Source organism: Streptomyces sp. 7-21, assembly GCF_016741785.1.
Classification (GTDB): Bacteria; Actinomycetota; Actinomycetes; order Streptomycetales; family Streptomycetaceae; genus Streptomyces.
In genome coordinates, this window is sequence record NZ_JAERRL010000001.1 from 227,180 (window position 1) to 249,071 (window position 21,892).

Annotated in this window: 24 protein-coding genes, 1 tRNA gene and 1 pseudogene; 18 read left to right on the forward strand and 8 right to left on the reverse strand. The window is 69.3% G+C overall.

Going from position 1 to position 21,892, the window contains the following annotated elements; all coding sequences use genetic code 11:
* Entirely contained in the window at positions 1-1,338 is a 1,338-nt protein-coding gene (locus tag JK356_RS01040; RefSeq protein WP_201865523.1) for an MATE family efflux transporter, read from the forward strand.
* Positions 1,338-2,573, forward strand: a complete 1,236-nt coding sequence (locus JK356_RS01045; protein WP_201865524.1) for a glycosyltransferase family 4 protein — start codon at positions 1,338-1,340, stop codon at positions 2,571-2,573. Before JK356_RS01040 ends, JK356_RS01045 begins: the two co-directional genes overlap by 1 nt.
* Here JK356_RS01045 and JK356_RS01050 read toward each other — a convergent pair.
* Positions 2,537-3,289, reverse strand: coding sequence for a bifunctional 2-polyprenyl-6-hydroxyphenol methylase/3-demethylubiquinol 3-O-methyltransferase UbiG (locus JK356_RS01050; RefSeq protein WP_236670535.1), 753 nt, complete (start codon positions 3,287-3,289; stop codon positions 2,537-2,539). The genes JK356_RS01045 and JK356_RS01050 overlap by 37 nt on opposite strands.
* Positions 3,290-3,409: 120 nt before the next feature.
* On the reverse strand, positions 3,410-3,838 hold the full coding sequence (locus JK356_RS01055) for a hypothetical protein (protein WP_201865525.1): 429 nt from the start codon (positions 3,836-3,838) through the stop codon (positions 3,410-3,412).
* A gap of 276 nt (positions 3,839-4,114) precedes the next feature.
* Between JK356_RS01055 and JK356_RS21580 the strand changes: the two are divergent.
* The 4 genes and pseudogenes from JK356_RS21580 to JK356_RS01075 form a co-directional block, all read left to right on the forward strand.
* Positions 4,115-4,246 (forward strand): annotated as a pseudogene (locus JK356_RS21580) (helix-turn-helix domain-containing protein); the annotation flags it as partial.
* Positions 4,247-4,367: 121 nt separating this feature from the next.
* A complete protein-coding gene (locus JK356_RS01065; RefSeq protein WP_201865526.1) occupies positions 4,368-4,757 on the forward strand; it encodes an ATP-binding protein in 390 nt (129 codons plus the stop codon).
* Between the two features lie 133 nt (positions 4,758-4,890).
* Complete coding sequence (locus JK356_RS01070; protein ID WP_201865527.1) at positions 4,891-5,739, forward strand: sigma factor-like helix-turn-helix DNA-binding protein; 849 nt, start codon at positions 4,891-4,893, stop codon at positions 5,737-5,739.
* Complete coding sequence (locus tag JK356_RS01075; protein ID WP_201865528.1) at positions 5,736-6,563, forward strand: integrase; 828 nt, start codon at positions 5,736-5,738, stop codon at positions 6,561-6,563. Before JK356_RS01070 ends, JK356_RS01075 begins: the two co-directional genes overlap by 4 nt.
* 299 nt (positions 6,564-6,862) lie before the next feature.
* Here the strand turns inward: JK356_RS01075 and JK356_RS01080 are convergent, their stop codons facing one another.
* The 3 genes from JK356_RS01080 to JK356_RS01090 form a co-directional block, all read right to left on the reverse strand.
* The gene (locus tag JK356_RS01080; RefSeq protein WP_201865529.1) at positions 6,863-7,822 is read right to left on the reverse strand and encodes a BsuBI/PstI family type II restriction endonuclease; all 960 of its coding nucleotides are present in this window, start codon (positions 7,820-7,822) and stop codon (positions 6,863-6,865) included.
* A 39-nt stretch (positions 7,823-7,861) separates the two neighbouring features.
* A complete protein-coding gene (locus JK356_RS01085; RefSeq protein ID WP_307815350.1) occupies positions 7,862-9,397 on the reverse strand; it encodes an Eco57I restriction-modification methylase domain-containing protein in 1,536 nt (511 codons plus the stop codon).
* 924 nt (positions 9,398-10,321) lie between these two features.
* Positions 10,322-10,382, reverse strand: a tRNA-Ser gene (locus tag JK356_RS01090).
* Positions 10,383-10,498: 116 nt separating this feature from the next.
* Here JK356_RS01090 and JK356_RS01095 point away from each other — a divergent pair.
* Entirely contained in the window at positions 10,499-11,425 is a 927-nt protein-coding gene (locus JK356_RS01095) for an aminoglycoside phosphotransferase family protein (protein WP_201865530.1), read from the forward strand.
* On the opposite strand, the gene JK356_RS01100 is transcribed toward JK356_RS01095, so the two are convergent.
* The gene (locus JK356_RS01100) at positions 11,422-12,660 is read right to left on the reverse strand and encodes a hypothetical protein (protein WP_201865718.1); all 1,239 of its coding nucleotides are present in this window, start codon (positions 12,658-12,660) and stop codon (positions 11,422-11,424) included. The genes JK356_RS01095 and JK356_RS01100 overlap by 4 nt on opposite strands.
* A 390-nt stretch (positions 12,661-13,050) precedes the next feature.
* Between JK356_RS01100 and JK356_RS01105 the strand changes: the two genes are divergently transcribed.
* From JK356_RS01105 to JK356_RS01115, 3 genes are read left to right on the forward strand one after another with little or no spacing between them, the layout of a single operon-like run.
* Positions 13,051-13,599, forward strand: coding sequence for a bifunctional DNA primase/polymerase (locus JK356_RS01105; RefSeq protein ID WP_236670591.1), 549 nt, complete (start codon positions 13,051-13,053; stop codon positions 13,597-13,599).
* Positions 13,583-13,885, forward strand: a complete 303-nt coding sequence (locus JK356_RS01110) for a hypothetical protein (RefSeq protein ID WP_201865532.1) — start codon at positions 13,583-13,585, stop codon at positions 13,883-13,885. Before JK356_RS01105 ends, JK356_RS01110 begins: the two co-directional genes overlap by 17 nt.
* Positions 13,878-14,186, forward strand: a complete 309-nt coding sequence (locus JK356_RS01115; RefSeq protein WP_201865533.1) for a hypothetical protein — start codon at positions 13,878-13,880, stop codon at positions 14,184-14,186. The genes JK356_RS01110 and JK356_RS01115 overlap by 8 nt, the downstream gene beginning before the upstream one ends.
* Before the next feature lie 380 nt (positions 14,187-14,566).
* Here JK356_RS01115 and JK356_RS01120 read toward each other — a convergent pair whose 3' ends face one another.
* Complete coding sequence (locus tag JK356_RS01120; protein WP_201865534.1) at positions 14,567-14,962, reverse strand: hypothetical protein; 396 nt, start codon at positions 14,960-14,962, stop codon at positions 14,567-14,569.
* A gap of 466 nt (positions 14,963-15,428) precedes the next feature.
* Positions 15,429-16,169: a GntR family transcriptional regulator gene (locus JK356_RS01125; RefSeq protein WP_201865535.1), complete on the reverse strand. Its 741-nt coding sequence runs from the start codon at positions 16,167-16,169 to the stop codon at positions 15,429-15,431.
* 167 nt (positions 16,170-16,336) lie between these two features.
* Between JK356_RS01125 and JK356_RS01130 the strand changes: the two genes are divergently transcribed.
* The 8 genes from JK356_RS01130 to JK356_RS01165 all read left to right on the forward strand — a co-directional run bounded on the left by JK356_RS01130 (position 16,337) and on the right by JK356_RS01165 (position 21,839).
* The gene (locus tag JK356_RS01130; protein WP_201865536.1) at positions 16,337-16,675 is read left to right on the forward strand and encodes a hypothetical protein; all 339 of its coding nucleotides are present in this window, start codon (positions 16,337-16,339) and stop codon (positions 16,673-16,675) included.
* Between the two features lie 2 nt (positions 16,676-16,677).
* Positions 16,678-18,030 (forward strand): FtsK/SpoIIIE domain-containing protein, encoded by a 1,353-nt coding sequence (locus JK356_RS01135; protein ID WP_201865537.1) that lies wholly within the window; start codon positions 16,678-16,680, stop codon positions 18,028-18,030.
* A gap of 15 nt (positions 18,031-18,045) precedes the next feature.
* Positions 18,046-18,240 carry a hypothetical protein gene (locus JK356_RS01140; RefSeq protein ID WP_201865538.1) on the forward strand — a complete coding sequence of 65 codons (195 nt, stop codon included), beginning with the start codon at positions 18,046-18,048 and terminating at the stop codon, positions 18,238-18,240.
* A gap of 28 nt (positions 18,241-18,268) precedes the next feature.
* On the forward strand, positions 18,269-18,559 hold the full coding sequence (locus JK356_RS01145) for a hypothetical protein (protein WP_201865539.1): 291 nt from the start codon (positions 18,269-18,271) through the stop codon (positions 18,557-18,559).
* 104 nt (positions 18,560-18,663) lie between these two features.
* Positions 18,664-18,918: a hypothetical protein gene (locus tag JK356_RS01150; protein WP_201865540.1), complete on the forward strand. Its 255-nt coding sequence runs from the start codon at positions 18,664-18,666 to the stop codon at positions 18,916-18,918.
* Complete coding sequence (locus JK356_RS01155) at positions 18,915-20,267, forward strand: replication initiator (protein WP_201865541.1); 1,353 nt, start codon at positions 18,915-18,917, stop codon at positions 20,265-20,267. The genes JK356_RS01150 and JK356_RS01155 overlap by 4 nt, the downstream gene beginning before the upstream one ends.
* Positions 20,254-20,445: an AlpA family transcriptional regulator gene (locus JK356_RS01160; protein ID WP_201865542.1), complete on the forward strand. Its 192-nt coding sequence runs from the start codon at positions 20,254-20,256 to the stop codon at positions 20,443-20,445. The genes JK356_RS01155 and JK356_RS01160 overlap by 14 nt, the downstream gene beginning before the upstream one ends.
* Positions 20,442-21,839 carry a tyrosine-type recombinase/integrase gene (locus tag JK356_RS01165; RefSeq protein ID WP_201865543.1) on the forward strand — a complete coding sequence of 466 codons (1,398 nt, stop codon included), beginning with the start codon at positions 20,442-20,444 and terminating at the stop codon, positions 21,837-21,839. Before JK356_RS01160 ends, JK356_RS01165 begins: the two co-directional genes overlap by 4 nt.
* Positions 21,840-21,892 lie beyond the last annotated feature (53 nt).

A 21,892-nucleotide genomic window follows, 5' to 3' on the forward strand; every position in this document is an offset into this window, starting at 1 on the left:
GTGCCGGACCTGACGCGGGGCCCGGTCCTGGCGGGCATCGCCGGCACCGCGGCCCCGCTGGCCCTCGCCGGGCTCCTCCAGCAGGCCTACCTGGTCGTCGACAGCGCCGTCGTCGGCCACTACCTGGGCGTCACCGGACTGGCCGCCATGGGCGCGGCGCAGCCGCTGTACGCCCTCCTCACCTCGCTGTTCACCGGCGTCTCCGGCGCGTTCGCGGTCCGGCTCGGCCACCTCGCCGGCGCCGGGCGGCGCGACGACCCCAGCGCGCTGACGGCGCTCGCCGTCTGCACCGGCGCGTGGTCCGTGCTGTGCGCCGCGCTCGCCTACCCGGCCGCCGGGCCGCTGCTGGCCCTCACCGGTGTCACCGGCGACGTCGCCGCCGAGGCCCGCACGTTCATGGTGACCCTGTGCACCGGCATGGCCGCCCTCTACGCCCTCGGCGCGGTCTGCGCGGTCCTCACCGGCCGCGGCGACGCCCGCCGCGCCACCGCCCTGATGATCACCGCCAGCGTCCTCAACGCCGCGTTCGCCTGGCTGTTCGTCGGCCCCGCCCGGCTCGGCATCGCCGGCGCCGCGCTGGCGATGCTCGCCGCCAACGCCGCGGCCGCCGCGGCCGGCATCGCCGGCCTGGCCCGCGAACGGCGCCGCCGGCCCGCCGGGGCGGAACCCGTCACGCCCGCCGCGGCCGCCGCCGAGATCCGGCGCGGCCTGCGGATCGGCACTCCCATGGCCGCGCAGTACCTGCTCATCGGCGCCGGCATCCTGGTGCTGGTGCGGATCGTCACCCCGTTCGGGGACACCGCGCTCGCGGCGCTGACCGTCGTCGCCCGGCTGGAGCTGCTGACCAGCGTCGTCTTCCTCAACCTCTCCAGCGCGCTGATGGTCTTCACCGCCCAGAACACCGGCGCCGGCCAGGCCGCCCGCGTCCGCGAGGGCGTGCGCCGCGCGCTGTGGCTGTGCGCCGCCCTCACCGCAGCGGTGACCCTGCTGCTGCTCACCGCGCGCGGCCCGGTCGCCGCGCTGTTCACCAGCGACCCCGGCACCCGCCTGCTGACCGAGCGGTACCTGCTCATCACCGCGCCGTTCTTCCTGTGCTACACGCTGACGGTCGTGCTGCACGGCTGGTTCAACGGCACCGCCCGCACCGTCGTGCCGCTGCTGAGCACCGCCGCCTCGCTGGGCGCGGTGCGGCTGCCGCTGTCCTACGGGCTGGGCCGGGCGTGGGGCGTCGACGGCGTGATGTGGGCCGCGGTCTTCGGCTGGGCCGTGGGCCTGGCCTGCACCCTGCTGGCCGCCCGGCGGGCAGCGGCCGCGCCCGCCCTGGAAGAGGTGACGTGATGCGGACCCTGTTCGTCAGCGACATCCTGCCGCGCCGCCCCGCCGGGGGCGCGGTGCGGCGCATGGACGTCGTCACCGGGGCGCTCGCCGGACTCGGGCCGGTAGACGCGCTGTTCGTGACCGCGCCGGACGCCACGCTGGACCCCCGGGAGGCCGCCCGGTTCGCACGCGCCGGCCTCGCCCCCGTACCGCCGTACACCGGCGCACGCGCCGGCGCGGAGATCGCCATGCGCGGGCCGTGCGCCGCGTACGCCGCGCACCAGCGGCGCGCGCTCGCCCGTGCGCTGCCCGCCTGGGCGACCGCGACCCGCTACGACCTGGTGTGGTTCAACCGCGAACGCGCCTGGCTGCCGCTGCGCGGCCGGTTCACCGGGCCCGTCGTGGTGGACGTGGACGACTTCGAGGACGTCCTGATCCGCCGCTGGGCGCGGCTCGGACGCGGCGTGTGGGGCGTGCCGCTGACGCCGTTCCAGCGCGTGCAGGCCCGCCGTGCGGCCGCCTGGTGGCGCCGCGTCCACCGGCGGCTGGCCCGGGAGGCGGACGTGGCCGTCGTCGCCTGCGCCCGCGACGCCGCCCGGCTGGACCCCGCCCGCACCGTCGTGGTGCCCAACTCCTTCCCCGCGCCCCCGCTGTCGCCGCCCCAGGAGGCCGCGCCCGGCGACGGCCCCGTGCTGCTGTTCCAGGGCTCCTTCGACTGGGAACCCAACGCGGACGCCGCCGCCTGGCTGACCCGGGAGATCCTGCCCCTGGTCCGCGCGAAGGTGCCCGGGGCCCGCGCCGTGCTCGCGGGCCGCGCCACCCCCGGCACCGCCGCGCTGGCCGGCCCGCACGTCGAGGTCACCGGCGCGGTGCCGGACATGACGCCCTACCTGCGGGCCGCCGCGCTCGTCGTCGTGCCGCTGCGGGTCGGCAGCGGCACCCGCATCAAGATCCTGGAGGCGTTCGCGCACGGCGTGCCGGTCGTCAGCACCACCGTCGGCGCGGAGGGCATCGACGCCGTGCCGGGGGAGCACCTGGTGCTGGCCGATACCGCCGAGGACCTGGCCCGGCACTGCGCCGGCCTGCTCACCGACCCCGGCCGCGCCGCCGCCATGGCCGCGGCCGCGCGGCGCCTGCACGCCGAGCGGTACCTGCCCGGGCACGCCGCGGCCCGCGTGCGCGAGGCGGCCCGGCGGGCAGCGCCGGCGCGGGAGGCGCCTCAGGACCTGACCATGCTGCAGACGAGGAAGGTGTAGCGCAGGTCCTGCTCCTTCCAGTGCACGCACCGCTGCGGCGACCGCAGGTCCACCGGCCCGGTCAGCTCCAGCCCGTACCGGGCCGCCAGCGCGAACGCCGCCTCCATCTGCGGCCGGTCAAACACCCGCACCGGCACGCCGTACGCCTCGCGGCCGGCGGTGCCGGTGGGCTCGGCGAAGTAGTCGGTCGAGGTCACCAGCACCCCGCCCGGCCGCAGCACACGCGCCATCTCCCGGAAGTACGCGTCCAGATCGACGCCGTGCTCGATGACGCTCAGGCAGGTCACCGCGTCAAAGTGCCCGTCGGGGAACCGGGTCGCGGTGATGTCCCCGGGCTCCAGCCGGATGGGGCCGCAGCGGACCCGCCGCTTGAACACCAGGTTGATCCCGGTCAGGTCGCGGTAGCCGTAGAGGTAGAGCCAGCGCAGGATCTGCGAGTAGTACTCGGCGCCCGCGTCCAGCACCCGCGCCCGGGTGTCCGTGCGGCTGAGGATCTCGTGCAGCGCCCCGAGCGAGTCCCACGACTTGGGGGAGTCCCACACCGGCGGCAGTCCCAGCCGCGCCACCTCGGCGACCGCCGCCTGGATCTCCTGCTCGTCGCGCAGCGCGGTGTTGACGGGGCGGACCCGCGGCGGCTCCCGGTGGCCGAGCCGCCAGCGCAGCGCCATGTACAGCGGGAAACCGAAGCGGGTGTACTCCAGCAGCGCCGTGGTCATGCCGCTCACGCTACGGGCGGCTTCCCCGCCCGCGCGGGCCGCGCGGGCACACCTCCGTACCCTCTTGGGTGCCCCCGCAGCCCTCGCCCGGCTCCTTCGGTGTACGTCCCCCGCCGCGTCTTACGGCGCCTCCCGGGGCGCGCAGTCGTCGCCGCTGTGGATGACGGCCTCGCGGGAGGTGTCCAGGCCGGAGGAGGTCAGCACGTCGTCGCCGCCGCCCAGGTCGATGTGGGCGAGCGGCTCGATGGCGCCGCTGACGCACACGGCGCGCGTCTCGTCCTCCGGGTCGGGGTGCTCGCAGCCCTTCCCGGTGACGAGCGGCACGCTGTCCTCGATGGTGTAGACGAGGTGCCGCTCCCGCCGCTCGTCGACCGTGATGTGGACGATGTTGTCGGCGTCCCCGCCGCTGTACCGCAGGCCCCGGTGGTCCAGGTACACGATGGCGTCCGCGACGGTGTCGGCCGCCGCCGGCGCCACCAGTGCCATCCCCAGCAGCACCGCGGCCCCGGCACCCCCGGCCAGCCCTCGCCTGCTGCTGACGCCCCGCATATTCGTGCCTCCTTCAGTACCCCGACACCCCATGTGATGCACAAAAGCCCTCAGAGGTTGCCTGCCCCCGCACGCCCCTTCCCCTGCCAGACGCCGTCGCCGCTGGTCCGAGATGACCGGAAGCGCGAAGTGAAGCTGCCCGTCAGGCACACGCCCTTCGGGTACTTCCGGACTTCACCCAGCAGCCCGGCAACTTACGGTAACCAGACGATCCTTAGGCGCAAGCGGCTCTCCGTGGTGTAGAACCTGGTCATGGGGACTGAGCGGCGGGAGCGGATGAAGGCGCTGGGGGTGCGTCTTCGGGCGCTGCGTGTAGAGGCTGGTCTGACGGGCTCCGCGCTGGCGCAGCGGGCCGGCGTCGGGCAGCCGGCGGTGTCCAAGATCGAGACCGGGCGTATGGTTCCGAGCCCTGGCGTGCTGGACCGGCTCTCCCGGGCCCTCGGTCTCAACGACGCGGCTGCGCGTGAGATGCGGGATCTCCTGGCGGCCGTGGAGGCGGCCGCGGACTCCGGCCCGGTATCCGGGAACGATGAGCCCGCCAGAGTGCCGCGTCTTCCCCGGCCTGGTCGAACAAGTCGTACAAGCCCGTCACTTCGTCGCTTCCCTCGTCGCCGAGAACGGCCCGGTCGAAGACGCCGTCCTGGTCGTCAGCGAGCTGGCGACCAACGCGGTGCGGCACTCACGGAGTGGCTCGGCCGGCGGCTGGTTCCTCGTGATCGTCGGTTTTGATACCGGCCTTGTACGCATCGAGGTCGTCGACCAGGGCGGCGAACACGTACCCCGCCTGTGCGACGTGGCCAGCCAGGAAGAAGGCGGGCGCGGGCTGCTGCTGATCGCTGCCTGCTCGAAGGACTGGGGTGTGAAGGACTGGCCCGGCGGACGTTCCGTGTGGGCCGAGCTGGCGTGGGAACGAGCCTGAGCTCTTCTGCTCGCTGGAACCGACGCACCCCTCGCGGGAGGACGTGCATTCCAGGAGCGTGAGCCCGGGGCGCTGTGTGCCGCCCGCCCCGTCCAGAGCCCTAGACTCCTGGATGCTTCCGGGAGGTGCGGTCATGTCGGACGAGCTGCGACGGATGAGGACGACCGATGATCCGTACCGCCTCCTCCACGAGCTCACGACGAGGCTGGCCGCCGCACAGCGGGAGGTGACCGAACTCGCCCGGCTCCGCCGCCGTGTCGTTCAGGATCTGCACGCCCAGGGGATGTCCTATGCCCAGATCGCAGAGAAGGCCGGTCTGAGCCGGGGGCGGATTCACCAGATCCGGCACACCGGCCCGGCGCCCGAAGGAGCCTTCCTCGGAACCGGCGCTGTCACGGTCGTGACTCCGCTGCGGTGGGACGACAAGAAGAAGCGACCGGTCGTCGCCGTGACGGACATGAACTCCGGCAAGCGGCTGGAAGAACTGGCGAAGTCGTACGGGCTGGACGTCAGCTCCGGTCACGTGCTGGTGAGCGGTGAGATCGATCTCAACCGCGACGGCCTGATCGTCGTCTGCGGGCCGGGCATGTCGCAGGCCATGCGCGACCTGTACGCCCAGGACCCAGTCATCCGCTGGGAGCATCCGGAGGACGGGGGGTGGATGCTGGTGGACCAGCGCACCGGCACGGCGTACCACGCCGGAGCGGACACGGAACCGCCCCGTCCGCACGACGTCGGGTATCTCGGCAGGCTTCCCCGCCCGGACGGCAACGGCTCCGTACTCGCCATCGCCGGTATCCACACGGCGGGCTCCCTTGGCGTGGTCCATCTGCTCACCTCAGACCTCGGCAAGCTCTGGGAAGAAGCGGGGGAGCAGCACTTCTCCACGCTGGTAGGCGTGGCGTACGACCCCCGGACGGAAGAACCACGGTCCGTCGAACTTCTCTGCCCCCTCTACCTCCACGACGAGGTGACGGCGTGAGCGTTGCCCTGTGCTCCCTGCCGGCCGGACCGGAACAGCCCAATGAGGACTTCGCGGCCGCCGCTCCCAGGGCGGCCGTCCTGCTCGACGGCGCAGGCGTGGCCGGGGCGGAGACCGGATGCGTACACGGCATCGCCTGGTTCGCCTCGACGCTGGGCGGGCTGCTGCTCGGCGGCATCACCGCGCATCCAGCCCGGCCGCTCACCGACTGCCTGGCCGACGCGATCCGGAGCGTTCGCTCCCTGCACGAAGACACCTGCGATCTGACCCACCGGGCCAGTCCAACCAGCACGGTCGTCGCGGTCCGGGTCGGCGAAGGAGGGCTCGAATACCTCGTCCTCGGTGACTCGACGCTTCTCCTCGCCGGGGCGGACGGTAAGCCGAACGCCATCACCGACCAGCGCCTGGACGAGGTCGGCGCACGGCTCCGCGCGCCGGTTGACGCACTGCCCACCGGATCGCCCGAGCACGCTGCCGCCCTGGCCCAGTACCGAGACGCCCTGACCGGGCTCCGTAACCGGCCGGGCGGTTACTGGATCGCCGGGCCCGAACCGCAAGCGGCCGAGCATGCTTACACGGGAAGGGCGCCGCTGCAGACGCTGAAGTCCGTCACGCTGCTGAGCGACGGCGCGACCCGCCTCGTCGACCAATTCGGACTCGCCGACTGGCGCGAAGCGCTGACTGTCCTCGGCTCCTCCGGCCCGCACGAACTGATCCGCCGCGTGCGGGAGGCGGAACACAGCGATCCCCATGGACGGCGCTGGCCGCGCGGCAAGGCACACGACGACGCGACGGTCCTTCACTGGCTGCTGCCGGATCCTTGATCAGGCAGTCGTCGGTGCTGTGGCTGCGACCACGCAGCCCGGGTGCAGAGGGGGCACGCCCCGCAGGTACACGAGAGGCGGGGGTTGGCGGTGCAGAATTGCGGCAGGGCTATTTTGTCGCCCCTGTGGTGCTAGGAGTGCATCCTTTTCGGTTCCGTAGGCGGTCTCCTGAAACGACCATCCACTTCGCGTAACACTCACACTGGCGACGTCTGTGGGGCGCTACATCAACGACGTTTTCAACTGTTTCTAGACTGTTCGTCTCTAACAGAGCGGTCCGTTGCTGTTTTGAATGGTGGTTAATTGTAGGGTCCTAGGAATCGTGCGCCATCGAAGTGGATCAAATGCGTAGGGTTGTCGGCGCACCACACATCTGTCTCCCAGGCGATGTCCTTCAGATACTTGCGCAATGTTGCACGGGAAGGCAGAGCAGAGATGAACACCAAGCCGGCCGTTGAGTTTCGGAACAACTCGGTCAACTCTCGATATCTCTTGTGGTCTACCGGGCCGTGACTTGATGCCGCCTCAATAAGGACAAGCCAGTTCTTTTTTCGAAGGTAGACCACTACATCCGGCATCTTTCCGTGGTAATCAACCTCAATGCCGAGCGATGCCAGGGTTTCCCGTTCGTAAACCGCCCACTTATCGTCTGCATCTCCGATGTACAGGACTTCGCCGTTTGGCGTGTACCGTTCACAGAATTCGTTAATAACCTGGCCGATTAGAATGTTCTGTCCGCCAGGACTGAGGGTGATCTCTTTGCCGTTAGGAAGCCGGAGGGGAAGCCTGCGCATCTCCCGCTCGCGCGCGTACATGGCTTGCAAACCGGGACGTGCGGCAAGGTACTCCTCGAGTCGGCGTTCGAAATTCTTGCGTTTGAAGGAGATGATCAGCGCAAAGGCCTCTGGCTCTATCTGGTAACACCACTTGGGTGAGTTTACAGGGCGGTCTGGGTGGTCTGGATTCTGAACTACTAGTCCTGCTTCGGCGAACTGGTGTAGTGTGAACCGGCGAATCGTCTCCGTGGTGTTCGGCTTATAGTTCTTTCCGTACCTCTCTCGAAGCCACTGCATGATTTGGACTGTGCGCAACATAGGCCGCTGGGCTGCGTGCCAATCGTCCTCGGGCTCCAGCTCGAGCAGAGCGAGCAACACCAGGGCAGAGCGCTCGTTGGAGCGCTCGGCGTCAAAACCAAGCAACTGTAAAATGTGGCGAGCTTCAGCTACCTTCTCCGTGCGCATTGCGGCCTGATTGTCCATCCAGTTCACCTTCTTATTCGCTTGAAATTCAGTCATTTCTCATCCAACTTGTCGGCTGACTAGCTCGTCGATCTCTTCTTGGCTGAACCATGTGCCGGACTTCCAGGCGTGCCCCATTGCGGTGATCTGCTCGATGCTGGGGTATCGCAAATTTCGAAGATCGGTTGCGTTGATTTGGGTGTGGCCATTGAGGCGCCTGATGAAACGATCGAGAAGGGTAGAGTTTAGCCAAATGCACAACCCGCGCGCCATCGTCTCCGGGAGCCCTGATCCATCGATATGGAACACATTCACATGATTCTCGAATCCGATTCGATCGCAGGGAATATCAACCGGATCGAATACGGCAGCGACGACTCGTCGCTTCTCTTCTTTCGAAGATAGGCGTTTGACGACTACGTAATATCCCGAAGGGAATGTCAACTTCCTAGTTTCCTCATTCAGGATAATGGCGTTGTTTTTCTTTGCGCCAGAAACAGGCCAGATGATGACGCCATCGTGCATGTGGAGCGGATAGATAAGAGGTACTGCTCCGTCAATATGTTCCGGGCGAAGGTGCTCTTTGCTGCGGAAGTCAACTACCCGTCCAGTGGAAACTTGAAGTCTCAAGTCATGGAGAGTAGCTGGCAATCTTGCATGCACGGCGGCAAGTTGCGTGTCCCCCTCGTCTGCGCTGATGTGAATAAAGAACTCGGGGTCGTCAGGGTGTACCACCTCTGTATAGGGTACGGACCGTTGACGCACCTCGTCGGAGTAACTTTTACTAGTAGAGACCACAACCGGACCTCGCTCAGTATCGTTCGTTCGGGTTGCCGCGAAGATAACATTCTCTTGCAGTACGGCGGCGTCGGCGAAGACCTTGTTGCGCGCCTCGAACAAGTGCACTCGGTCGATATGCATCCGCTCGAGGAAGTACTGGCAGAAAAGCCGGAAATAGGGACCGTTTGCGAAGCTTCGGGGGGTGATGGCTGGAAGCTGACCACCGGGACGCAAGAGACGGACGCCAAGCGCCATGAATGCCGAGTAAAGGTTCGAGGTCTCGGTGCACACGGAGGCGACGAGCTTCCTCTCATGAGAACGCGCTGCGAGCTTCTTGTATGGCGGGTTCATGATGACCACGTCAAACGGCTCCGGCGGCTCTGCCAGAAGACTTTCTCCTTCGGCGGCCCAAGAGATGAAGTTGCCTGGTACCAGCTTCACCTCAACATGCGAGTTAAGACTATTTGCCGTGTTGACGCAGTCGTCGAGAGTGGCTTCCAGCGTGGGGTGCAGCTGCGGGTCTACCTCGCAAGCGGTGACACTAATTTTCACTCCCGGCCGTTCTGTAAGAAGCCTCGCGACGAGGGACGCGCTCAGGGAACCAACACCAGCGCCGGGGTCTAGGATGCGGACAGTGTCCGCTTCGGCCATGTCTGCTAGAGAGGCGATGAAATCAGCCGTTGGCGATGGAGTGAAGTACTGGCCGAGTCTGGCCCGCAGCTTCGGATCGAGCGCTGCTGAGCACGCCTGCCGCCGCGCCTCTGTCCTGCGGACAAGATCCGTTACTGCTGCGGGTGTTTCCGTTGCTATGCGCACAGCCTACGCATCTGGGAACACAGGCAGTTGCAGCTCTGCCCATCAAGCCGCTGAGCCTGGAGCGGCATGAACGCGGAAAGCGGTCGCTGCAAGAGGTCGACCGGAGCGTGGCGGTCAACCCTGCGAGTTGCTGACTGTGGTGACCTACGTGGGCGGCTTCGACCGGGAAGCGGGCGGAGGCTGCGGGCGTCTTCGGATGCCTGCACGGCTAGGCGTCCTGGTAAGGCACTCGAGTGTCGGCCCGACTGTACGCTTCCAACCTCGGGCTAGGGCCCTTCCGAGCTGTCGGAGACGCACCCCACGGCCGGGCAGGCGTGGACCGGGGTGGCCCGCAACCGGCGGGACTGAAGCAGCGGACTGAGTGGCAGGTGCGCGTCTCCTGCCGGATCGGCCTCCGCTGGTTTCGACTGCTCCACGCAGCCTCTAGGAGGAGCTCGGCATACGGTACGAGGGTGGGCGGCTGTGCTTCAGTGAGTGGGAAAGGTGGCGGCCCTCGTAACTCACGGGCGTGAAGCAGGCGCGAAGTCGGCGTTCACCCCGACCAGGTCGCCTCGTCTGGCGCTTGTCCGTACAACCTTCGCCGTGCGGGCGTCTCGCACCGCTCAATCCCAGGTGTCGGCGCCGGAGGTCTTGCGGGGCACTCGGTGGACGTTCTGCTAGGTCCACTCCAAGTGCATCGGCGTCCAGGAGGAGGTGAACGACCGCATCACGCAGGGCTACGGTCCGCATGGACACGCTCGCATCCTGGAAACGGGTTCTGATCTCTGTGAGCTCGCTCACAATTATGAGTTGAGCACTGGCGAAGGACTGCTTCCAGCCGCGACCGGCTGCATATAAGCGAAGACCCCGTCCTCAGCGTCTCCGCTGGCTGGCGGGGTCCGTCGGCACTCGGGAACCTACTTAATGAGTAGGTCATCCGGTGAGTGCCCCCGGCAGGATTCGAACCTGCGCACACGGCTCCGGAGGCCGGGGAACCCGCTGGGGCGGCTGGGCTCTGAGCTGCGGGGGAGCGGCGCGGAGTCGTCCCCTGGCCAAGATCATTACGCCATGATTACGTGAGAGCCTGCCGCGTGACCGCTCGACCGGGGTAGCGTCGATTGCATGATCTCAGGTGACGGCGACACGCAAGGCGACGCGGCACCCTTCACGGAGGAGAACGCCGGGGCGGTCCTGAGAGAGGCGTGCCGCGCGGCGGGGTTCGACGCCTCCGGCGCCGAGTTGCTGCGGCTGGGATCGAACGCCGTCTACAGGCTGGCTACCGTGCCGGTCGTCGTCCGGATCGCCGCCGATCCCGGTGTGCTGGATCAGATGGGGCGGGCCGTCCGGGTGGCGCGGTGGCTGGCGGCGGAGAGCTTCCCGGCCGTGCGGGTGGTGGCCGGGCTCGACCAGCCGCTGAGCGTCGGCGGGCGCGTGGTCACCTTCTGGGAGAACGCGCAGGACCGGACGGAGTACGCCCGGCTTGATGAGCTGGGCGACCTGCTGCGGGCGCTGCACTGGCTGGAAGAGCCGGAGTCCCTGGGGCTGCCGTACTACGACCCGTTCGCGCACGTGGCGAACTCCCTGAGCCGCTGCGACGGCATCAGCGCCGATGACCGGGAGTTCGTGGAGGAGCGGGCGGCGAAGCTTCAGAAGGACTACGACCGGCTGGACTTCGTGCTCCCGTTCGGCGCGATTCACGGTGACGCCAACGTGGGCAACGCCATCCGTCACCGGGACGGGCATGCGGTCCTGATAGACCTCGACGGCTTCTCACTCGCTCACCGTGAATGGGATCTCGTGCTGACCTCGCTCTATTACGAGCGGTTCGGCTGGCACACCCGGGCGGACTATGAGGAGTTCGTCTATCACTACGGGTTCGAGCTGATGAACTGGCCGGGCTACCCGGTGCTGGCGGACGTGCGTGAGCTGATGATGACGCTCTGGGTCGGCACGCAGGCAGCGACGAATCCGGAGATGGCGGCGGAGTTCTCCAAGCGGGTGCGGGCGATGCGGACGGGTGGAAGTCGCCAGGACTGGCGGCCGTTCTAGCCGGCGGCGGCCCACAGCCGGTGTTCTGCGGCCTGCTCGTAGAAGTCCCGGATCGCCGGCGTGGGGCCGATCCTCGCGAGGTGTTGACGGAACTCCGCGAGGTAGCTCACACATCGCGCCGACTTGAGCTGTTCGCCAAGGTCCAGCGCATCGAGCGCCACCCGGCACGCTTCCTCGGCTTCCCCCGCCCGGAGATGGGCGTCCGCCAGAACCATGGTGGCGAAGAAGTCGCTTCGGACGTGGCTGCCGCTCATGGCGTTCTGCGCGTACTCGACGGACTTACGCGCGCTGTTGACGTCCCGGAAGCAGTGGGCCGCCTCGGCGGCAAGCTCGGCCTCGTCAAAGTACGTGATCCACTCCGGCTCGTCGCCGCTGTTGCGGCTCTCCAGTGCCTTGGTCGCCTCGGACAGGGCCCGTTCACAGCCTCGGGTGTCGCCCATGCGGGCCAACGCACGGGCCTCCATCGCGTGGAACTGGGCGCGCAGGGTCGGCGTGGCGACGCCGGAGATTCCGAGCAGGGCGGCGCTGGCGAGTGTCTTGGCGTGTGAGTAGTGGCCAAGGAAGGTCGCCTGGTGGCTCATCGCGGACAGGATGCTCCCGGCAAGGCGCCGGTCGTCGCCGTCCTGGGCCAGGCGGAGGGCCTGGAGGAAGTAGCGCTGGGCCAAGCCGTGATGGCAGGCGTCGTAGGACATCCACCCAGCGAGAAGGGTGGATTCGGCGGCAGTGGAGAGGAGCGCGCGGCCGACTGCCTCCTTGTGCTGGCCGTCGAGGAGGGGCGACACCTCGCGTGACAGGTACTGAATGAGCGAGTGCCGGGCGTGGTCGCCGCCGAAGCGGTCGTCAAGCTGGGCGAAGAGGTCGGTCGTGGTCTTGATCGCCGCTACGTCGCCGAGCCCTACGCGTACGCCGTTGCTTCCGCCCACCCCCGTCAACGGCATGGGCTCGGGTGTGACGAGCCAGCGAACCGACGCCTCGTGCCAAGCGGGCTCCGAGGGCTGGGAGTCAAGCAGGGGCTCGTACCCGTTGAGGTCGGCGCGCCAGAGCTGGCCTACGGCGTTGGCTGCGTCCTGCGGCGTCGCCGGATAGCTGGTGTCCAGCAACGCCGCATCAGTCCCGGTGAGATGGTTCAGTCCGAGTTCCGCAGCACTCGTGTCCAGCGCCTTGCAGAGCAGGGGACCGTAGAAGTCATCGGGCACGCTGTGCCCGTTCTCCCAACTCGCGATGCGGCGCTTCACACTGGCGTCTTCCGGGAGCCGTAGACCCTGCTGTGCGGCGGCCTGCCGCATCTCGGCGATGAGCCGTTGCTGTCCCCACCCGCGTGCCTTCCGACCGGCGCGGATACGCTCGCCGATCATCTGCGCGTCGTTGGTCATGGCCACCCCCGTTCCCCGCGCCGCTGCTGTGGTGTCTGACTGTACGCAGTTGCGGGCTCACACGGAACTGATCGCCGGAAACCCCTCCCCGGGCCGGGCGGGTGACGGGTGATGACGCGGGCCGGGTGTCCTCGTCATCCCTCGTCACCCCTCGTCATCTCCCGCGCGCCGGGCAGTTGCCCGGAGGCTGGTCCCACGGCGGCCATCCGGTCGCCGGAGCGGCCCCGACTGAGGTGAGTTGACGTGGAGACGATGACGCGGCGGGCTGTCGCCTGGCTGTCCGAGGCGGCGGACGTGCCCGACCGCTGCCGCGAGGTGTGGGCGGATGACCCGCGCAGGCCCTATACCTTTCCCGCCGGTCGCCGCTTCGACGTGGTCGTTGTCGAGCTGCGGCTTGGCGTGGAGACGTTCGCTCAGCTCGAACGTCACCGGCTGCCGGTCGGCCCGGTCATGGCGGACTGGGGCACGCAGCACGTCGGCTTCTTCCTCCCGCCCGGGTCCCGGGAGCGCTTCGGCCGGATGCTGTCGGCCGAGTCGGATGACGCACCGGCCTACCGGTACCTCGATGACGAGAGCTCGCTCGTCGTCGTCCCGGGCCCGATGCCGCTCAGCGGCGACCGGTACACCTGGCTGCACGCCCCGTCGGCCGACACGCACGGCACGCCCGCCCGGACGGCCGCGCTCGCCGCGATGCTCGTGGCCGCGCACTGCGTGATCCTGCGCGCCGAGCAGTACGGCAAGGAGTACGGCCCGCACACCGACCAGCCGCGACGGGAGGCCAGCGATGCCGGGCGAGGATGAGCGGCTGCCGGACGCACCTGACGCGGCGCACTGGTCGGCGATCCACAGCCGTGAGTGGTACGCGGCCCGGGACGCGGTGGCAGCGCTGCGGGATGTGCTGATCGCGGCGGGCTTGGATCGGGAGTTCCCGTACCTGCGGGCCGACCTGAACGCCTTCGGCATGGGGGTGATCGAACTGGGCCGTATCTCACCGGAGACGGCGCAGCGACTCGCTGAGCTGCTGCGCCTGGCCCTCGGCACGGGCCGCGAACACGACCACGATGGGAGGAACGAGAGCGATGACTGATGCACGGGGAGTGTGCGCGGGAAGCGCCACCGGACTGGCACCCGGGGTCGGGTACGTGGGCGGCTGGGCGGATGCCAAGAAGGGGGCGGACGCCCTGGCCGAGCAGCTGCGTTCGCTGGACGTGGGTCACCTGTTCGCCGGGCTCAAGGCCGACGTGAACGTCAATGGTGACGGCGTCGTCCAGCTCGGCCAGATCCGACCGGCGACGGCTCAGCTGCTCGCCACGCTGATCATGCAGGGGCTGACCGTCGAAGTCCTGGGACGCCACGCGGCGGAGGCCATGCCCCACCCCACAGCCTGAACCGCCTCAAGACGCCCGGCCCGCTAGCGGTATGAGCCTGCTCCCGCACCGGCCCGGACCGGCCCCGTACGCCTCCGCTTCCTCCTCGACCTGCGGCGGGCGTACGGGGCCTTGGCGTGCATCCCTGGAACGGCGCGCTTGCGGTCGCGGTCGGCCGGAGAGTGTTGGGCCGGTGTCCTGCCCGGGTCGGGGTCGAGCATGGTCAGGGGGTCATACGCTGGCCCGGCAAATCGGGCAGCCCTGGCCTGCCCGCCAAAGTGCCCGATTGACCCCCTGGCCTTGCTCGACGCGGGCCCCGGCCCGGTCAGGTGGCTCAAAACTCGGAGGCCTTCCGCCCCAGCCACCGGCGCCAAGCGCCTATGGCCGTCCCAGAGGACGCCTCACTTATTTTCTCCGGAGTCCAGTTGCTTCGGATCATCGTCTTGAATGGGTAGAACGCGATCGGCCAAGCCCTCGGGCGCAGGGCTTATGTCGAGGGCCTGCATGGCCGTCACGGCATTTAGGCGGTCTTTCAGCTCGCGATCCTCAACCCGATCGATCAATGAGCGCGCCCTTTCGAGCTTGTGATCAAATTCGATCTTGCTATCCAGGCGCTGAGCTTGCTCAGTCAAGTGTTTACGTGCCCGGTTTGAGTGGAACGCAAGGGCCCCGCCGCCAGTTGTGATGAGCGCCCCCGTGAGGCTCGTGACCAGTGGGACGTAGCTGAGGTCAGGGTTACCCGCATGCACAAGGGCAAGTGCACCGCCAGCCAGAATGATGGCCGCGCCGCCTGACATAAAGAGCACGCTCAATCTGAAGGTGGTCTCAGCATGCTTGAGTGCTTGGCGGAAAAGTCAAAAAAGAGCCTCTGCCTCTCAGTGGCAAGAGAGTCTCTTCGACCTTCATCAGTCGGCCCTCCTGACACGTGGCCGCCGATGTTGATGCTGTGAACCGTCCCGCCGATGACCACCCCGGCAGCGACATCGCCGCTGTTGGCGTAGAACCGGGGTTTGTCTTCTTCGCCATCGGTCCCGCCCGTTGTTACCACTGTCATGGATGTCCCGTCCGGCTCGCTGACTCCTCTTGTGAGGCTACAGGCTCATCCTGTAGCCAATGGGGTGGAGCGCTGGGAGTCCGCCGCCCGGCCGGACCGGCGCGTCAGCGCCGCAGCCGGGCCGGGGCGGCAGGGCGCCGGGCGGCGCGGATGCGCCGCCCTTGATGGAGTAGAGAAAGTCTGAGCCAGGCGGGACGGCTGAGGCTGCGTCAGAGGCGGTACATGAGCTCAAGGTCGTCGCCGGGCAGGTGGAACTCCTCCATCGCGACGGGCCGTTCGTCGTTGCCGATGGCGATACGGAGGACGTGGAGCATGGGGACGCCTTCGGGGAGGCGGAGGGCCTGGGCCTGGTCGGGCAGGGGCATGCGGGTGCGGACGTACTCCGTGAAGTCAAGTACGTGGCCGAGCTCGGTCAGCGCTGCGTAGAGGTGAGGTGCCGGCGGTGGGGCCTGGTCCTCGTACTTGGTGCCGAGCAGCACGGAGAACGGGACGTGCGTGGCATGGAGCTGGCGCAGGCGGCCCCGGTCGGCGGTCTGTAGCGACTGGTAGGTGTACATCGGTTCGCCGGGCGGGATGCGCAGGAGGTCGGCCAGCGGGAGAGGGGCGTCCGTGCGGGTGGCTACCGGTTCCTCGGCGTCCGTCCACCGCAGGCCGTCGGCTTCCGTGAAGCGGCCGTCGAGCTCGTGACGCACGCCGCGCGGGCGGGTGATGCTGGGGCGGCCGTGGGGAGAGCGGACGAACATGCCCCGGCCCATGAGGACTTCAACCAGCCCGTTGGCCCTGAGCTCGGCGACGGCCTGACGGACTGTGGGGCGCGTCACGCCGAACTGCTCGGCTAGCGACTCCTCCGACGGGAGCGGCTGGCCTGCCGGGTAGGTGCCGTTGAGGATGCCTTCCCGCAGGTGATCAGCGATCTGCCGGTACTTGGGCGTCGTCTTCTTCGCAGGCATACGGGTCTCCGTGGCTGTGCTCTCTCGTCATCCCGTAGAGCCTCCCTCATTACAAGCCGCTTGACAACCCGTACTACGGGTCTCACTCTGGACATGCAGTACCCGTAGTACGGGTGGAAGCCACCCCGAAGCTTGCGCTTCGGGTCGAGTGAGAGGAGGTCCTGACAGTGGTTGCCCTGCCGATTGACACGACGAAGTACACGGGGATCATCTGCGCCGTTCCCCCGGTGCCCCGGCTGGTGAACCGGGAGACGGGACAGGTCCGGGTGGACCGGGAGACCGGCAAGACCGTGTATGCGGTCGGCCTCTGCCTGATGGCGGGCACGTCCGCCGACGTGGTCACGGTGAGCGTGCCCGGTGAGCCGACCGGCGTTCAGGTCGGCGCCCCGGTCCAGGTCCGTGACCTGGTCGCTACCCCGTGGGAGAACGACGGACGCCACGGCGTCGCCTTCCGCGCCGCCGAGATCAAGCCCCTGAGCGCCGCCCCGGCGGGGAAGGGGGCCTGATCGTGTCCGTACTGGCCTCCACGCCCACGACCGGCGAAACCGCGCTGTCCTGGGCGCTCGTGGTGGCCGCCGTGCTGGGGCTGGGCCTGCACTTCGCGGGCCCGGCCCTGCGCCGCCGCTACCCGGTGACCTGGTGGCTGTGCGTCGGCTTCCCGGCCGCCTGGCTGCGGGTGGTGCGCACCTGGCGGCCGTTGATGGCCGGGTGCGGGCTGGCCCAGAGCCGCAAGGCGGCGCTGACGGTGGTCTCCGGCCTGGTCGGCAACGGCGCGCCACCCCCGAGGCCGCGCGTTCCCCGGCGCGGCTGGGTGCGTCCGACACACGGCGGCTTCTGGTTCCTCGTCCGGCTGCTGCCCGGACAGGTCCCGGAGGACTTCGTCCAGGCGGGCCCGGCCATGGCGCACGACTGGCAGATGCACGCCGTACGGGTCACCACCTGGCGGCCCGGCATCGTGCGCATCGCGGCGACGTACGCCGATCCGCTGAAGGAACCGCGCCTGCCCCGGCAGCGTGAGGCGGCTCGCCTGCTCCGCGTGGCCGTCGGCGTGCTCGAATCCGGCGCGGCCTGGGTCATCGACCTGCGGAAGGTGCCGCACTGGCTGATCGTCGGCGCCACGCGCTCCGGTAAGTCCACGCTGATCAACGCCCTGGTGGCGGGCCTGGCCCGGCAGCCGGTCGCGCTGGTCGGTATCGATTGCAAGGGCGGCATGGAGCTGTCGCTGTTCGAACAGCGGCTGTCGGCGCTCGCGACCAACCGGCGCCAGGCGGTGAAGCTCCTCGGCGCGCTCGTGGAGCTGACGCAGGACCGGATGGCGCTCTGCCGGGCCGCCCGGGTGCGGAACGTCTGGGGCCTGCCGGATGACGAACGCCCCGTCCCCGTGGTGGTGATCGTGGACGAGATCGCAGAGCTTTTCCTCATCGCCAACCGCAACGAGAAGGACGAAGCAGCGGCGGCGGCAACCGCCCTGGTGCGCATCGCCCAACTCGGCGCGGCACTGGGTGTGTTCCTGATCGTGGCCGGGCAACGGGTCGGCTCCGACCTGGGCCCCGGCGTGACGGCCCTGCGCGCACAGCTCGGCGGCCGGATCTGCCACCGGGTCGCGGACTCCGGCACGGCGGAAATGGCGCTGGGTGACCTCAACCCAGAGGCACTGCAAGCGGCTCAGTCCATAGCCCCGGAGGACGCCGGGACGGCGGTCCTCGCCTCGGCGGACGGCTGGGAGCGTGCCCGCTCCCACCTGGTCACCGAGACCGACGCGGAGGACGTAGCGGCCGAGTGCGCCGCCCTGACCCCGCACCTGCCCGAACTGGCCGACGCCATCACCGGTGGCGGTCCCACCGAACTACCGACGCGCTGAAGGGAGGTGCCCCCTATGCCCCTGACCGTCTCCGCCGTGCTGCCGCTGGGCCTGCTGATCTTCCTCCTGGTCCGCCTCCGCAACCTCCGGCTCACGCACGCCGTGCTCTGCGCGGTCTTCGGCTTCCTGCTGGCCGAGACGGCCGCCGCGCCGGACATCGAAACGGCCCTGGAGGAGATCGCCGCCGCTCTCGGCCGGATCGAGATCTGACCCACCACGACCAGAAGGGAGATCAGCCATGTCCGATTACGCGATCAAGAACGGCGACCGTGACGCGGTCATCGCCGGACTGCGCGAGCTCGCCGACTTCCTGGCGGACAATCCGCGCGTCATGGTGCCCCGTTACCCGAGCCTGGCGCTCATCGTGACCGGCGCCGACGCGGCAACGCGCCGCAAGATCGCCGAACTCGTCACGGCCCCGCTCGGCGTCCCCCTGGAGGACCTGGGCCACGGCTACTACACCGCGCACCGGGACTTCGGCCCCGTGCGCTACCACGTCACGGCCGCACCCACCAAGGACGAACCGTGACCGCCACGAAAACGGGCTCCCGACGGGGCGCGAAGTCGCCAAACCCGACCCCGTCAGGCGCCCACTCCAACCCCTCCATGACGAGAGAAAGGAGCACATACACGATGTCCAGCGCGAACCGTTCGCGCAACTCCCGACGCCTCCCGCCCGTCCGGTGCGAGATGCGCGAGGAGGACCAGCCCACCTGCGCGGGCCGGGAAGAGGTCGTCCTGGTCAGTCCGGACGGGCAACGGCACCGGGTCTGTCCCGGGCACGGGGCGAACCTGTGGCTGACGCATCCGGCCTGGCACTTCTCCGCCGACACCCGTCCCAAGGCCATCGCGGCCGTGCTGCGCCAGGCGTTCGGGGGGTCACGATGAACGACCCCCTGTCGGCCCTGATCGAACGAGCCGCCCGGCCCGGGTTCGACGCCTGGCGGCGCGGAATCGTCAGCCTGGGCGGCTGCACCCACCCTGTTCACCTCGTCGGCGGCGGGAGCGTCGTGGACGCGGACACGGGCGAGGTACTGCACGCCTACAGCTCCGATGACGTGGGTGGGCGGCTGCTGACGGCGTGCGGCAACCGCCGTGCCTCCGTCTGCCCCGCCTGCTCCCGGGTCTACCGGGCGGATGTCTTCCACTTGATCCGGGCCGGGCTGGTCGGCGGCAAGGGCGTCGATGATGAGGTCGGCGAGCACCCTCGGGTGTTCGCCACCCTCACCGCCCCTGGCTTCGGACCGGTTCACTCCCGCCGGGAGAGGAATGGCCGGCTGCTGGCCTGCCGTCCTCGCCCGGCGGGGGAGCGGTGCCCGCACGGGATGCCGCTGGGCTGCCACGTCCGCCACGCCGAGGATGATGCGCGGCTGGGTGAGCCGCTGTGCCCGCGCTGCTACGACTACGCGGGTGCGGTGCTGTGGCAGGCATACGCCGGGGCCCTGTGGCACCGCTTCACCCTGGAACTCCGGCGGGAACTGGCTCGCCGCGTGGGCCTGTCCCGGATTGCCTTCGGCGAGGCGGCGCGGCTGTCCTACGCCAAGGTCGCCGAGTACCAGCGGCGGGGCCTGGTCCACTTCCACGCTGTCATCCGCCTCGATGGCCCCGACGGGCCGAGCTCGCCGCCGCCCGGCTGGGCCACGAGCGGGCTTCTGATGGAGGCCGTGCGGGCGTCAGCTGGCCTCGTCCGACTTGGCGCGCTCGGGGCCGGTGTCGTCGGGCCTCGGGTGCTTCGCTTCGGCGCACAGCTCGACGTGCGGCCGGTGGCCGGGTTCGGCGCGGGGGAGCGGCTGACCTCGGCGGCCGTCGCCGGGTACCTGGCGAAGTACGCCACCAAGGGCGCCGAGACAGCCGGGGCGGTGGACCGGCGGCTCCGCCACGCGGCCGAGCTCGCCGAACTGCCCGTACGGGACCACACCCTCCGCATGATCGGCGTGTGCTGGTGGCTGGGCGGCCTGCCGGAGTTCGCCCCGCTCGGGCTCCGGCGCTGGGCGCACATGCTCGGCTACCGGGGCCACTTCACCACCAAGTCACGCCGCTACTCCACCACCCTCGGTGCCCTGCGGGCGGCCCGTGCCGAGCACCGCGCGAAAGAGCAGCGGGCCCGGCTCGGCCTGGGCGACCGGACCACGGTCACCGTGGGCCAGTGGCGCTATGCCGGTCGCGGCTACGAGCCGGATGCGGCGCTGATCGCCGCCACGCTCCGGGATGGCGGTGATGGTCATGGCGCGCGATGAGCTGATGACCGTCTCCCAGATCCTCGCCGAGCTCGGCGGCATCTCCCGGCGCACCTTCTACCGGTGGCGCGAGCTCGGCACGGCCCCGGCCGCCTTCAAGCTCCCCAACGGCGAACTGCGGGTGCGTCGCAGCGAGTTCACGGCCTGGCTTCGCAGGCGAGAGGAGGCGGCGGCGTGAAGTCGTTCAAGGTCTCTGTCTGGAAGCTGAGCGTGAACCGCTCGGCGAAGAAACCCACCTACGTCGTGCGCTGGTCGGTGGACGGCAACCCCTTCCACGACGTGTACAAGACGAAGGCTCTCGCCGACCGTTTCCGGGCCAAGCTGCTGCGGGCGACGGAGAAGGGCGAGCCGTTCGACACGGTCACGGGTCTGCCGGACTCCCTCCGGGTCGGTCAGACGGCCGCGCTGTCGGTCCTGGAGCTGGCGCTGAAGTACGTCGAACACCGTTGGCCGGATGCCTCAGCCAAGCAGCGGGACAGCATGACCGATGCCCTGGCCACGGCCGTCCCGGTGCTGGTCAAGCAGGTGCGGGGGCGGCCGACCGGGGTGGCTGTCCGCAGGGCGCTGCGCTCGTATCTCCTGCCGCCGCCACGCCGGGAGAGGGAGCGGCCGGAGGAGATCGCGGCGGCCGTGCGGTGGCTGGAACGGGCGTCGCTGCCGGTGGCGGAGCTCACGGAGATCACGCACATGCACGCACTGGTGGATGGCGTGTCCCGGAAGTTGGACGGCAAGCCTGCGGCGTCGCAGACCTACCGGCGACGGCGGGCGGTGGCGTTCAACTGCTTGGGGTACGCCGTCGAGCTGGGGTTGCTGCCGTCCAATCCGCTGAGCAAGGTCAAGCGCACGGGCCGTACCGGTCGGCGCCCGGTTCAGGAGGTTGATCGCCGTGTGGTGGTCAACCCGAGGCAGGCGCGGGAGTTGCTGTCGGCGGTGACCTACGTGGGCGGCTATGAGCGGGCCAGCGGTCGGCGCCTGCGGGCGTTCTTCGCCGTGCTCTACTACGCGGCGGCGCGGCCGAGCGAAGCCCTGGGGCTGCGGCGTCAGGACTGCGTCCTCCCGGCGAAGGGCTGGGGCCGGATCGACCTGCAAGAGACCCGACCCACGGCCGGACGGGCGTGGACCGACTCCGGCGAAGTGCACGACCGGCGGGGCCTGAAGCAGCGGGAGAAGGGAGAGGTGCGTCAGGTGCCCATCCCGCCGCCGCTGGTGCGGATGCTGCGGGAGCACCTGGATGAGTTCGGCACGGCGGACGACGGGCGGCTGTTCCAGAGCGAGCGGGGGAACGTCATCGCAGCGTCGTCGTACTCCCGTGTCTGGAAGCGGGCGCGAGAGCTGGGCCTGCTGCCGGATCAGGTCGCCTCGGTGCTTGCCGCCCGGCCCTACGACCTGCGCCACGCCGGGGTCTCCCAGTGGCTGAACTCCGGGGTTCCGGCGCCGGAGGTGGCCGCGCGTGCGGGGCACTCGGTTGAGGTGCTGCTGAAGATCTACGCCAAGTGCATCGACGGTCAGGAAGCCGCGATGAACGAGCGGATCATGAAGGGCCTGGGGGAGGAGGACGACACGGAGGAGTGACGGAGCGGAGAGCGTGAGTGACGGTGTGGGCCCCGGGTTGTCCGGGGCCTTCG